This window comes from uncultured Hyphomicrobium sp., from assembly GCF_902826555.1.
Taxonomy (GTDB): Bacteria; Pseudomonadota; Alphaproteobacteria; order Rhizobiales; family Hyphomicrobiaceae; genus Hyphomicrobium_C.
On the sequence record NZ_CADEFI010000003.1, the window covers coordinates 120,726 to 132,660 of the forward strand.

Below are 11,935 nucleotides of genomic sequence, written 5' to 3' on the forward strand. Positions count from 1 at the left end.
TCGCGAAATAATGTCGGACCGGATGGCCGCCATTCGTCGTTCCGTTGAAGCGGCGCCGTCGTCGCCCGCGCCGTAGCGGTCACATCCAGGGAGAAGCCCCATGCGCTACATGATCTTGGTCAAGGCCTCGGCCGACTCTGAAGCCGGCGTCATGCCGAAGGAGGACATGCTGCAGGCGATGGCGGACTACCACGAGGAGTTGCAGAAGGCGGGCGTTCTTGTCGACGGTAATGGCCTGCATCCGACGTCAAAGGGCTACCGGCTCCGCTATTCGGACGGCAAGCGCACGCTGATCGACGGCCCGTTCGCTGAGACGAAGGAGGTCATCGCCGGCTACACCATGATCAACGTGAAAACGCCGGAGGACGCGCTCTACTGGTTCCAGCGCTTCCCGCAGCCGCATTATCAGGACTGCGAGATCGAGCTCCGGCGAATGTTCGAGCTCGAGGAGTTCGGCGACGGCGAGCAGATCGATCGCTTCCGGGACATGGAGATGGGCGTCAAAGGCTCGTGAGGGCTGCCCACAACTTGGGCACCTTTTCAGCCGTCGGAGCAAATCTGTGGATATCCGATTTACGGGATCGCTTTAACTTGAAGCGGCAACTTTCGCAGGCGCTAGATGCCTCGTCGTGCCCGGAGCATAGACGATCACGCTCAGGCGCGACTCGTTTGGTCAAGTAGAGGAGTTCTTCCCTATGGCATCCAATGAGAAGACGTCGGCTCAGGTCGCAGCCATCGCACAACGCGCCCAACAGAATCCGAAATCCATCACGCCAGAAGAGGTTCAAGCTCTCGCGGCTTCGGTTCTGAATCAAAGCTCGGATCGTGACCGGCAACAGCAGGCGCAGCAGAACCCGCGCGGCGGTCAGCAAAATCAGTCGGACCCGCAGAGAAGGTAGGTCCGGCATCTTCTGTCAGTGTCTCAATCGAGAGAACGCAGCGGGTGGGTATCGTCATGATCCCACTCGCTTGTGCATTTTCAGGGTGTGCGAGATCGCCGATGTTCTGGGCTAGAACCTTGACGTCGGCGGTGTCCTTGACGAGCCAGCCCACGGACGCCACCTCAACGGCCTTTTGCTCCGGCAGCGCCGCAAGATAGCGCCACTGGCCGCACGGTTGGCGGCTGTCCTGCCAGCGGATGATGACCAGTCGGCAATCGCCCGACATCGCGTCTCCCGATGTGTCGGCCTCATGTGATTCGTGCAGAATCATAGCAGAGTCAGGCCATTCGCGCGGTGATGCGTTTGCCACGGTGGCGCTTCGTGCCGGCAATAAGGAAGCGACGGAGCCTACCCCGGGGTTGCCGACGCTCGTGCCCTCAGCTTCGGCAACGCGTCCGCCGCTTCCGCTGCCTGTGTGGCGGCTGTTCCGATTCCTGATCTTGATCAGGCTCAATCTCCGCGTGCGGCGGCGACGCGTCAGCCGTTCAAAAAGTCGCTGGCCTTGAAGAGGGAGGCGAAGGGGATGCCGGCGTCGGCGTAGAGTTTCGACGCACCTTCCTCGCGGTCGAGGATCGAGATCACGAGCACGATGCGGGCGCCTGCGGCGGTGAGCGCCTGCACGGCCTTCATGGCCGAGCCGCCGGTGGTCGTCACGTCCTCGACGATAGCGACGCGCTTGCCGGCGACGTCCGAAAGGCCTTCGACCAGCTTCTTGGTGCCGTGGTCCTTCACCGTCTTGCGCACGAAAAAGCCAGGCAGAGCGCGGCCGGCGCGGCGGCTGGCGATCGACACCGGCGTGATCAGCGGCACGGCGCCCATCTCGAGGCCGCCGACGATATCGGCTCCGGTCTCGGCGATGCGCGCGGAGATGAGGTCGGCCAGGATCTCGGCGCCCTCGGGATCGAACATCGAGGGCTTCATGTCGAAGTAGTGGTCGCTCTCCTTGCCGGAGGCGAGCACGACGTGGCCGCGCACGAAGGACTTCGACTTGATGATGTCGTAGAGGCGCGCGCGGGCGTCAGTTGTGTTCGTCATGAGTATCGACCTGGTTTCGGCAAACGGGTTGATCGCTTCTAGTCGCCGGGGGCCGCGCCGTCCATCCTTGCGATCAAGCGCAAACCCTCCGTTTCATTGCGAAAGGAAGGCCACGCTCACGGCGCCCAGTTCAGGAAGTTGGCGATGAGGGCAAGGCCCAGGGCCTGGCTCTTCTCGGGATGGAATTGCGTGCCGACGATGTTGTCCCTGCCGATGACGGCCGTCACGGGTCCGCCGTAGTCGGTCTCGGCGACGACGACGCCGCGGTCCTTCGGCACGAAATGGTAGGAGTGCACGAAATAGGCGTGCAAGCCGCCGGCGCCGGTTGCAATTCCGTCGAGCAAGGGATGAGGGCGGCGTACGTCCAGCGTATTCCAGCCCATGTGCGGGATCTTGAGCGCCGGATCGTCCGGCTGGATGGCGCGCACCTCGCCCTCGATCCAGCCCAGTCCATCCGTCACCTCGAACTCGAGGCCGCGCGAGGCGAGGAGCTGCATGCCGACGCAGATGCCGAGAAACGGACGGCCGCGGCCGTGCACGGCTTCCTCGAGCGCATCGCGCATGCCGGGCACTGCCTCCAGGCCGCGCTTGCAATCGGCAAAGGCGCCGACGCCCGGCAGCACGACGCGGTCAGCCGTGCGCACGTCCTCGGCCCTGGCGCTGACCAGGATCTCGGCGTTGGCGCCGGACTCGCGGGAGGCGCGCTCGAAGGCCTTGGCGGCCGAGTGCAGGTTCCCGGACCCGTAGTCGATGATAACGACGCGCTGCATGAAGCTTCAGGATTTCAGGGCGAACTTGCTGCGGAGACGTTCGGAGAGGCGGCGTATGGAGGCTTCGACACGGGATGTGGTGTCGCCATCCGCGCCTGGGGAGGCGCCCAAATGTCGCTCGCCCGGGGTCACATCGGCAATGGACGGCAGCCAGAGGTCGAAGAAGCGCCGCTCGGCGTCCTCGCGTCCGTGTCCGCTGACGGTTGCGATCTCCTGCCAGCCGGCACGGCCGAGCGACCAGCGCTTCAGCTCGCTCGCCTCGAAGCCGGCGATGACGTTCAAGACGAGAAAGACCACCGTGTACCATTGGTTGCCGGCGCCTGCCGCCGCCAGGATCGCGGAGGTCACGATGGCGGCCGCAACATAGATCGCGAGCGCCATCCATTGGCCGCCCACGAGCAGATAGAAGGGGCCGAAAATTGCCGTGCGCCAGGAGAAGCCCTCGCCGATCAAGACGATGCTTTCCGCCCGGTCGATCCTGCTGCCGCCAACCTGCGGCGGCTCATGCACCGTGTACGCCGACACGCGCGCCATCCCATGCAACAGCCATCCCAACATCAGGCCAGCATTCCCTTGGTGGACGGAACGCGGCCTGCCTGCCGCGGATCCAGCGCGATCGCCGCTCGGAGCGCACGCGCCAGGCCCTTATAGCAGGTCTCGGCGATGTGGTGATTGTTCTCGCCGTAGAGATTCTCGATGTGGAGCGTGATGCCAGAGTTCTGGGCAAACGCCTGGAACCACTCGCGGAAAAGCTCGGTGTCCATCTCGCCGACCTTGGGCTGTGAGAAGGCGACCTTCCAGATCAGATAGGGGCGGCCGGATACGTCGAGGGCGACGCGCGTCAGGGTCTCGTCCATCGGAAGATGCACGTCCGCATAGCGCGCGATGCCCTGCTTGTCGCCGAGCGCCTTCGCCACCGCCTGGCCGAGCACGATGCCCACATCCTCGGTGGTGTGATGGAAATCGATGTGCAGGTCGCCCTTGGCCTCGAGCTTGATGTCGATCAGCCCGTGACGAGCGAGCTGCTCCAGCATGTGATCCAGAAAACCGATGCCGGTCGTAATTTCCGACACGCCGGTGCCGTCGAGATCCACCGTGGCGGTGATCTGCGTTTCCTTGGTCCTGCGGGCGATGGTGGCTTGCCGCTTCACGGGCGATCCTCAATGGGCAGGAGCGGCTATCGCGCCTGCCGTTGTTGCCTTAACGAACCCCAGCGTTTATCAGCTTCAGGGGCCCGGTTCCAGAGCGCCTCCCGCGCCTTTTCGGGCGCGCTCCACCCTTTCGTGGCACAGGATTTATGACCAGAACCCCGAACAGCTCCACCGACGGCGCCTCCTGGCACGCAACAACCATTCTCACCGTGCGCAAAGACGGGCGGGTGGTCATTGCCGGAGACGGACAGGTGAGCCTCGGGGCCACCATCATCAAGGCCAACGCCCGCAAGGTGCGCCAGCTCGGTAAAGGCGGCGTTATCGCCGGATTTGCAGGCGCAACCGCGGACGCGTTCACCCTGTTCGAGCGGCTCGAGGCCAAGCTCGAGCAATACCCCGGCCAGCTCATGCGGGCGGCCGTGGAGCTGGCCAAGGATTGGCGCACGGACCGCTTCCTGCGCCGCCTCGAGGCGATGATGATCGTCGCCGACCGCGACGTGACGCTGGTGCTCACCGGCACCGGCGACGTGCTCGAGCCCGAGCACCACGTGATGGGGATCGGCTCGGGCGGCATGTACGCGCTGGCCGCAGCCCGCGCGCTTCTCGACCAGCCGCTCGACGCCGAGGCGATCGCGCGGCGCGCCATGGCGATTGCCGGCGAGATCTGCGTCTATACGAATGACAACCTCGTCGTCGAAAGCCTGCCGTCGTCGAAGTAACACGGCGCGGACACGACACCCTTCCTCGGGAGCTGCCTCATGGCCTGGGTCTACCTGCTACTCGCCGGTGCGTTCGAGATCTCGTTCACGACGGCGATGCGTTTCACCGAGGGGTTCACGAAGCTTTGGCCGAGCCTGCTGGTGCTGGCGCTGGCGACCGTCAGCATCTATTTCGTGACCAAGGCGTCGGAGCTGATCCCGCTCGGCACTGCCTACGCGGCGTGGGGAGGGATCGGCGCCATCGGCACGGTGGTCATCGGTATTCTCTATTTCGACGAACCGATGACGCTTTGGCGCATGGTCTTTCTCACGACGCTCATTCTCTCTATCGCCGGGCTGAAGCTGGTTACGGACTAGGCCTCAACGTGATTTCGGAGTCTCCATGATCAGAGACGAGCATATCGATGCGGCGGTTGCGCAGGGCGTGCTCACGGCAGAGCAGGCGGAGCGGCTGCGCGAAATCTCCCGCGCCAGTCCAGCCGACGCGCCTCCGGTCGAAGCCGCTGCGGACCCCGACGACGAGAAGTTCCGCCTGATCGGCGGATTCAACGACGTGTTCGTGACGATCGGCGTGCTGCTGCTCGTCGCTTCGCTGTTCGGCCTCGCGAACGTGCTCGAGTTCCGGCCGGGCTTCGCCGTTCTGGCGATGGTCTCGGCGTGGGCGCTCTCCGAGTTCTTCTCGCGCCGCATGCGCCTCGCGCTGCCGTCCATCACGCTTGCGCTTATGTTCGCAGGCGGGGCCGCCTACCTCGGCTTCACGCTCGCAGGCAGCATATTCGCGCACAGCGAAACGTCCGCCGAGTGGGTGCCGGGGCTGTGGACCCTGTTCGCCGGACTCGCCGTTGCGGTGGCCGCGTTCGTGCACGAGCGGCGCTTCCGGGTTCCCATCGACATGGCGATCCTGGCATGCGGGATCGTGTGTGCGCTCGCCGGACTGTTCGGCGCGCTGGCGCCGGACTGGACGCGGGCGAACTGGTCGCTGCTGACGGGGCTGTTCGGGCTGGCCGTATTCGCCGCCGCGCTCCGCTTCGACGCCAGCGATCCGAGGCGTGAAACGCGGCGCGCCGACATTGCGTTCTGGCTGCATCTCGTCGCGGCGCCGATGATCGTGCACGCGGTGATCCCTGCCATCACAGGGCATGTCGGAGAGATGCAGACTCTGCAGGCGGTGGCGATCCTCGTGCTATTTGCGCTGCTCGGGCTTGTCGCCGTGATTATCGACCGGCGGGCCCTGCTGGTGTCGGGGCTTACCTACGCCGGCATTGCGATCGGCTACCTTCTTTCGCAGAGTGTCGAGCAAGGCATGGGGCTGTCGCTGACACTGCTTCTGCTTGCCGGGCTCGTGCTCGGACTTTCCGCGGGATGGCGATCGCTACGACGCGCCATCCTTCCGCTGCTACCGCTCGATGCGGTTCGGCATGCCATTCCCCCCGCTTGACGGAACAATCCATGACCACGTTCTCACCGCGCGAAATCGTCTCCGAGCTCGACCGCTACATCGTGGGGCAGGGCGACGCCAAACGGGCGGTTGCAATCGCACTCCGCAACCGCTGGCGGCGCCAGCAGCTCGAGGGTCCGCTCAAGGACGAGGTGCTGCCGAAGAACATCCTGATGATCGGGCCGACCGGCGTCGGCAAGACCGAGATCGCGCGGCGGCTGGCGCGGCTTGCGGGGGCGCCGTTCCTCAAAGTGGAGGCGACCAAGTTCACCGAGGTCGGCTACGTGGGGCGCGACGTCGAGAGCATCATCCGTGATCTCGTGGAGGTAGGGCTGCAGCTCGTGCGGGACGCCAAACGCCGCGAGGTGCGCGCACAGGCCGAGAAGAACGCCGAGGAGCGGGTGCTCGACGCGCTGGTCGGGCCGACCGCATCGCCGGGGACGCGCGATTCATTCCGCAAGCGGCTGCGCGGCAACGAGCTCAACGACAAGGTGATCGAAGTCCACGTGGCCGACGCGGGGCCCAACCTGCCCATGCTCGACATCCCCGGAATGCCGGGCGGCTCGATGGGCGCCGTCAACATCGGCGACATCTTCGGCAAGATGATGGGCGGGCGCACGAAGCCTCGGCGCGTGACGGTCAAGGACAGCTACACGCTGCTGATTGCCGAGGAAAGCGACAAGCTGGTCGACAACGAGCAGATCACGAGCGAAGCGATCCGGGCGGTGGAGAACAACGGCATCGTGTTCCTGGACGAGATCGACAAGATCTGCTCGCGCGGAGAAACGGGCCGTTCGGGCGCCGAAGTGTCGCGCGAGGGCGTGCAGCGTGATCTTCTGCCGCTCATCGAAGGCACGAGCGTTTCGACAAAGTACGGTCCCGTGAAGACGGACCACGTGCTGTTCATCGCGTCGGGCGCGTTTCATGTGGCGAAGCCCGCCGATCTGCTGCCCGAGCTGCAGGGGCGGCTACCGATCCGCGTGGAGCTGAAAGCGCTCTCGCGCGAGGATTTCCGCCGCATCCTGACCGAGCCCGAGGCGAGCCTCATCAAGCAGTACACGGCGCTGATGGCCACCGAGGGCCTCACCATCGCATTTACAGAGGACGCCATCGACGCGCTGGCGGATACGGCCGTGCTCGTCAATTCGACGGTCGAGAACATCGGCGCGCGGCGCCTGCAGACGGTGATGGAGCGCGTGCTCGACGAGATCTCGTTCGAGGCGTCCGACCGCAGCGGCGATGCGGTGACGATCGATGCGGCCTATGTTACGAACCGCGTAGGCGAACTGGCCAAGAACACCGATCTCTCGAAGTTCATCCTGTGATGAAAGCGCTGATCACAGTCCTTCTGGGCCTTGCCGGCGCAATCGCCGGATGGGTTCTTGCGGCCGCAGCGACGATACTGCTTGGCAGCTATTTCGGGCTCTCCGAGTTCGAAGGCGAGCGCAGCATGACCGCGATTTTCGCCATCGGACCGGTGGGCGGCATCGTCGGACTGATCATCGGGCTGTGGCTCGGGTCGCGGCGACGGGGCTAGCTTTCCGATCGTTCAGCGCCCGCGGCGCTTCGTGGCTGGTGCGATGGCGGATGCCGCCTTTTCCGTCGCGTTCGCCACCGCCTGCAGGGTCTGAGCAATCTCCGTATTCAGCCAGACATGGAAGGCCGTCATCGGCTTTGTCTCCTTCCTGCCGGCGCCGCGCACGAAATAGTAGCCGTAGTCCCGGATCGCGACCGCGAACGGCCGCACCAGGCGGCCTCCCACGAGGGCGTCGCCGGCGATCACCTCGTCGGCCAGCGCGAAGCCCTGTCCCGCTTCGGCGGCCGGAACCGTGAGATGAAGTCCCAACGTCGGCCCCTCCGGCGAGATGCGTTCGGCAACGCCGGCCGCCGACAACCACTCGTTCCAGTACCGGCGCGTTTCCTCCTGGAGCAGGAGGTCGGGCGGGATATCGGCGGGAATGCGTATGCTCCTGTCGCGCAGCAGCGCGGGACTGCAGACCGGCGTCAGATTGGTTGCGGCCAAGCGGTCGGCGGCGACATTGCTCCACACGCCGCGACCGTAGCGGACGCCCACGTCGGCTTCGTCGCGTGAGAAATCGACAAGGCGGTGGGTCGAGTCGAGGATGAGCTCGATCTCGGGATTGGCCACCGTGAAGCGGCCGAGGCGAGGAACCAGCCAGAGCGCCGCGAACGACGGCTCCACGCTGACGGAAAGCTTCTGTCGGCGGCGGCGCCGGCGACCGGAGACGTTCTCGGTCGCCGCAGCGAGGATATCGAAACCACGCGTGAGATCGGCGACGTAGCTTTTGCCGCGCTCCGTCAGCTCGACGCCGCGACCGGTGCGGAGGAAAAGCTTGGTGCCGAGCCAGCCTTCCAGCTCGCGGATATGGCGGCTGACGGCGGCGTGCGTGACGTTGAGTTCGGCCGCGGCGGCCGTAAAGCTTTCATGCCGGGCCGCGGCTTCAAAAGCCTTCAATGCATTGAGCGGTGGAAGATTTCGCGCCATGGCGCATGTAACAAAATCTTACATGTCCTGTAAAGCAACGGCGTTTGTTCCTGGCGCACAAAGGGCGCACGCTGCCTGCAACTCAACTGGCTGACACATTCAAAGGGCAAAGGAGACCGCCATGTTGCTCGCAATCGAAAGCTTCGTGCGGCTGTTCGAAAGTCTACTCATCCGGGCGCCGCTCCGTATCGCCGAGCCAAGCCGGCACGCCGACAACGACAACAGTGAAATGGCTGAGGACGATCGCCGCTGGGGCACGTACAGGTAGGCGGTAGACGACGAATGAGCTGGATCTATCTTGCGCTCGCCGGCCTGCTCGAGGTCGCGTTCACCACCGCCATCCGCTACTCCGACGGCTTCACCAGACTTTGGCCGACGCTGTTGGTGCTGGCGCTGGCCGGGCTGAGCTTCACATGCGTGGCGAAATCCACGGCGACCATCCCACTCGGCACCGCGTATGCCGTTTGGGGCGGCCTCGGCGCGATCGGGACGGCCGCGATCGGCATTCTCTACTTCGCGGAGCCGGTGACGCTCTGGCGCATCGTCTTTCTGGCGCTCCTCGTAGCGTCGATCGCCGGCTTAAAGCTCGTCACCGACTGAGCAGCGTGGGCATAACCCCGCACCGCCGGTCTCGGCGTCTCGCGGAACGGGAGCGCCGCACGACTTGCACATGGCATGGGTGCCCGGGCGCACGCCGTGCTCCAGCGCGACGCGCTCGTCGAAGACAAAGCATTCGCCTCGCCACATGCTCTGCTCAGGCGGGACCGTCTCCAGATATTTCAGGATGCCGCCTTCCAAGTGATAAACCTCGGGGAAGCCTTGCGAGAGCATGAAGGCGGACGCCTTCTCGCAGCGGATGCCTCCGGTGCAGAACATGGCAACGCGCTTGTGCTTCTCGGGGTCGAGGTTGGCGGCCACGAAATCGGGAAACTCGCTGAAGGCCCGCGTGGCGGGATCGATGGCACCCTCGAAGGTGCCTATGCCGACCTCGTAGGCGTTGCGCGTGTCGATGACGAGCACGTCGGGATCGGCGAGGAGTGCGTTCCAGTCCTCCGGCTTGACGTAGGTGCCGACGCGTCGCGCGGGATCAGCCTCGGGCCGGCGGAGCGTCACGATCTCGCGTTTCAGCCTCACCTTGAGACGGCCAAAGGGCATTTCGTCGGCGTAGGACTCCTTGCTCACCAGATCCGCGAAGCGCGGATCGGCGCGCAGATGCGCGAGCACCTGGCGGATGCCTTCGTCCGGGCCGGCAATGGTGGCGTTGATGCCTTCCGGCGCCAGAAGGATCGTCCCCTTGATCTCATGGTCCCGGCCAAGAGCGAGCAACGTCTCGCGCAGCTCCGGCAGCTCTGCGAGCGAAACGAACTTGTAGAATGCTGTGACGGTGACCGACATGGCGGCGGGTCTAGCGCTTGTCCGCAAGCTTGTCGATGGCGCGCTTCATCGCCTCGAAGACGCCCGGTTCCGTCATGGCGTGTCCGGCGCTCGGCACGATGTCGAGGCGGCACCCGGGCCAGCGCCTGGCCAGCTCGAAAGCGGCGCGCGGCGGGCAGAGGAGGTCGTAGCGGCCCTGCACGATCACACCGGGGATCCCGCCGAGACGATGAGCACCTTGCAGGAGCTCGCCGGGCTTCATAAAAAAATGATTGGCGATGTAGTGCGCCTCGATGATCGGCGTCGGCGGAACACGCCCTTCAACGGACAGCGTCTCGGGAAGCATGATCGCGCCGGGCGCGAACTCCGATAGGATGCGCTCGAACCGGTACCAATGACGCGCGGCGGGATCGCGGATGGCGGGATCGGTGCTGGTTAGGCGGGAAACATAAGCCGCGAGCGGATCGGCGCGCTCGTTTTCGGGCAATGCCGCGACGAAGGTCTCGTAGAGATCCGGGCGGATCTCGGCCGGGGCTTGGCGAAAGGCCCAATCGACCTCGCTGTCGGTGCCGAGAAACACGGCGCGCAGCACAAGCGCCGAGACGCGTTCGGGGTGAGTCTCGGCATAGGCGAGGGCGAGGGTCGATCCCCAGGAGCCGCCGACGATCAGCATCTTGTCGAAGCCCATATGCGTCCGGATACGCTCGATGTCGGCCACGAGGTGCTGCGTGGTGTTGGCGTGCGTCGAGAGGTAGGGATGGCTACGGCCGGCGCCGCGCTGATCGAACAGAACCGCGTGAAATCTGGCAGGATCGAAGAGCAAGCGATGGGTGTGCTGCGATCCGCTCCCGGGGCCGCCGTGGAGGAACAGCGCCGGGACGCCGCCGCGCGTGCCGACCTCCTCCACGTAGAGCCAATGCCCATCGCCCGCGTCAAGCATGACGGCATCGAACGGGCGAGGGATGTCGGACGGCACTGGCAAACTCATCGGACCTCGAGACCTTTGTTCGCGCGGCTTTCCCAACAGATGCAAGCCTCTATGGCCGACGCAGACTGCGTTAGCGCGAAACGGCATTCAAGTGCACATTTTTCGGGCTTTTCCGATTGGAACGCGCGGGCCTATGGTGGCGTTATGCGTAGCTGAAGAGGGTCTCATCTATGCTGATCAACTACGGCTTCGATATCGCCATCACCGTTCCGCAAGCGACGCCGCTCATCACCCTTCTCGACATTCGCGACGGCCGACGCGCCGATCTCAAGGGCGAGGGTCCATTCCTAACCCGCCCGGAGGTCCCCGTCAGGGTGTATCGCGATCTGTTCGGCAATATCTGCCGGCGCATGGTGGTGCCCAAGGGCGAGTTCAGCTTCACGCTCGACGGGACCATTCGCGACACAGGGCTGCCGGATTTCATCGACGAGAGCCTTCCCGAAGTGCCGATCTCGAAGCTTCCCGACGACGTTCTCGTCTACCTGCTCGGCAGCCGCTATTGCGAGACCGATCAGTTGAGCGAGATGGCCTGGCAGCGCTTCGGCACCCTCAAGCCGGGATGGACTCGCGTGCAGGCGATCGTCGATTTCGTGCACGAGCGGCTGGCCTTCGGCTACCAGCATGCACGCGCGACGCGCTCCGCGGCCGAAGCCTACGAGGAACGCATCGGCGTGTGCCGTGACTTCGCGCATCTCACCATCGCGCTCTGCCGCTGCCTCAACATCCCGGCGCGCTACGTCAACGGCTACCTGGGCGACATCGGGGTGCCGAAAGATCCGGCGCCGATGGATTTCAGCGCGTGGTGCGAGGTCTATCTGGGAGGGCGCTGGTGCACATTCGATGCGCGGCACAACAAGCCCCGCATCGGGCGTATCGTCGTCGCACACGGACGCGATGCGACCGACGTATCACTCCTGCACACGTTCGGCCAGCACACGCTCAACGCGTTCAAAGTCTGGACGGACGAGGTCAGCGAGGCGCGGATCTCCCCGACGCCTGCCGCGGCGTGACGG

General features: G+C 65.0%; 17 protein-coding genes. 9 read left to right on the forward strand and 8 right to left on the reverse strand.

Annotated elements, in window-relative coordinates; genetic code table 11:
• Positions 1 to 100 precede the first annotated feature (100 nt).
• Positions 101 to 514 carry a YciI family protein gene (locus QZV93_RS02865; RefSeq protein WP_295555794.1) on the forward strand — a complete coding sequence of 138 codons (414 nt, stop codon included), beginning with the start codon at positions 101 to 103 and terminating at the stop codon, positions 512 to 514.
• A gap of 254 nt (positions 515 to 768) precedes the next feature.
• On the opposite strand, the gene QZV93_RS02870 is transcribed toward QZV93_RS02865, so the two are convergent.
• From QZV93_RS02870 to hisB, 5 genes are all read right to left on the reverse strand, one after another.
• Complete coding sequence (locus QZV93_RS02870; protein WP_295555795.1) at positions 769 to 1,167, reverse strand: hypothetical protein; 399 nt, start codon at positions 1,165 to 1,167, stop codon at positions 769 to 771.
• Positions 1,168 to 1,418: 251 nt separating this feature from the next.
• Complete coding sequence (pyrE, locus tag QZV93_RS02875) at positions 1,419 to 1,976, reverse strand: orotate phosphoribosyltransferase (RefSeq protein ID WP_295555796.1); 558 nt, start codon at positions 1,974 to 1,976, stop codon at positions 1,419 to 1,421.
• A 116-nt stretch (positions 1,977 to 2,092) separates the two neighbouring features.
• Positions 2,093 to 2,746, reverse strand: a complete 654-nt coding sequence (hisH, locus tag QZV93_RS02880) for an imidazole glycerol phosphate synthase subunit HisH (RefSeq protein ID WP_295555797.1) — start codon at positions 2,744 to 2,746, stop codon at positions 2,093 to 2,095.
• A 6-nt stretch (positions 2,747 to 2,752) separates the two neighbouring features.
• A complete protein-coding gene (locus QZV93_RS02885; protein ID WP_295555798.1) occupies positions 2,753 to 3,271 on the reverse strand; it encodes a DUF2628 domain-containing protein in 519 nt (172 codons plus the stop codon).
• Positions 3,272 to 3,303: 32 nt separating this feature from the next.
• Entirely contained in the window at positions 3,304 to 3,897 is a 594-nt protein-coding gene (gene hisB, locus QZV93_RS02890) for an imidazoleglycerol-phosphate dehydratase HisB (RefSeq protein WP_295555800.1), read from the reverse strand.
• Between the two features lie 146 nt (positions 3,898 to 4,043).
• Between hisB and hslV the strand changes: the two genes are divergently transcribed.
• From hslV to QZV93_RS02915, 5 genes are read left to right on the forward strand one after another with little or no spacing between them, the layout of a single operon-like run.
• Positions 4,044 to 4,616, forward strand: a complete 573-nt coding sequence (gene hslV, locus QZV93_RS02895) for an ATP-dependent protease subunit HslV (RefSeq protein WP_295555802.1) — start codon at positions 4,044 to 4,046, stop codon at positions 4,614 to 4,616.
• A gap of 39 nt (positions 4,617 to 4,655) precedes the next feature.
• A complete protein-coding gene (locus tag QZV93_RS02900) occupies positions 4,656 to 4,973 on the forward strand; it encodes a multidrug efflux SMR transporter (protein WP_295555804.1) in 318 nt (105 codons plus the stop codon).
• Positions 4,974 to 4,998: 25 nt separating this feature from the next.
• The gene (locus tag QZV93_RS02905; protein ID WP_295555805.1) at positions 4,999 to 6,054 is read left to right on the forward strand and encodes a hypothetical protein; all 1,056 of its coding nucleotides are present in this window, start codon (positions 4,999 to 5,001) and stop codon (positions 6,052 to 6,054) included.
• An 11-nt stretch (positions 6,055 to 6,065) separates the two neighbouring features.
• Positions 6,066 to 7,379: an ATP-dependent protease ATPase subunit HslU gene (hslU, locus tag QZV93_RS02910; RefSeq protein ID WP_295555807.1), complete on the forward strand. Its 1,314-nt coding sequence runs from the start codon at positions 6,066 to 6,068 to the stop codon at positions 7,377 to 7,379.
• Entirely contained in the window at positions 7,379 to 7,591 is a 213-nt protein-coding gene (locus tag QZV93_RS02915) for a hypothetical protein (RefSeq protein WP_295555809.1), read from the forward strand. The genes hslU and QZV93_RS02915 overlap by 1 nt, the downstream gene beginning before the upstream one ends.
• 12 nt (positions 7,592 to 7,603) lie before the next feature.
• Here the strand turns inward: QZV93_RS02915 and gcvA are convergent, their stop codons facing one another.
• Entirely contained in the window at positions 7,604 to 8,560 is a 957-nt protein-coding gene (gene gcvA / locus QZV93_RS02920; protein WP_295555811.1) for a transcriptional regulator GcvA, read from the reverse strand.
• Between the two features lie 121 nt (positions 8,561 to 8,681).
• Between gcvA and QZV93_RS02925 the strand changes: the two genes are divergently transcribed.
• A complete protein-coding gene (locus QZV93_RS02925; RefSeq protein WP_295555812.1) occupies positions 8,682 to 8,828 on the forward strand; it encodes a hypothetical protein in 147 nt (48 codons plus the stop codon).
• 14 nt (positions 8,829 to 8,842) lie between these two features.
• Entirely contained in the window at positions 8,843 to 9,160 is a 318-nt protein-coding gene (locus QZV93_RS02930; RefSeq protein ID WP_295555814.1) for a multidrug efflux SMR transporter, read from the forward strand.
• On the opposite strand, the gene QZV93_RS02935 is transcribed toward QZV93_RS02930, so the two are convergent.
• Positions 9,140 to 9,955: a rhodanese-related sulfurtransferase gene (locus QZV93_RS02935; RefSeq protein WP_295555816.1), complete on the reverse strand. Its 816-nt coding sequence runs from the start codon at positions 9,953 to 9,955 to the stop codon at positions 9,140 to 9,142. The genes QZV93_RS02930 and QZV93_RS02935 overlap by 21 nt on opposite strands.
• A 10-nt stretch (positions 9,956 to 9,965) precedes the next feature.
• A complete protein-coding gene (gene pip, locus QZV93_RS02940; protein WP_295555818.1) occupies positions 9,966 to 10,922 on the reverse strand; it encodes a prolyl aminopeptidase in 957 nt (318 codons plus the stop codon).
• Positions 10,923 to 11,092: 170 nt separating this feature from the next.
• On the opposite strand from pip, the gene QZV93_RS02945 reads away from it, so the two are divergent.
• Complete coding sequence (locus QZV93_RS02945; RefSeq protein ID WP_295555819.1) at positions 11,093 to 11,932, forward strand: transglutaminase family protein; 840 nt, start codon at positions 11,093 to 11,095, stop codon at positions 11,930 to 11,932.
• Positions 11,933 to 11,935: the final 3 nt, after the last annotated feature.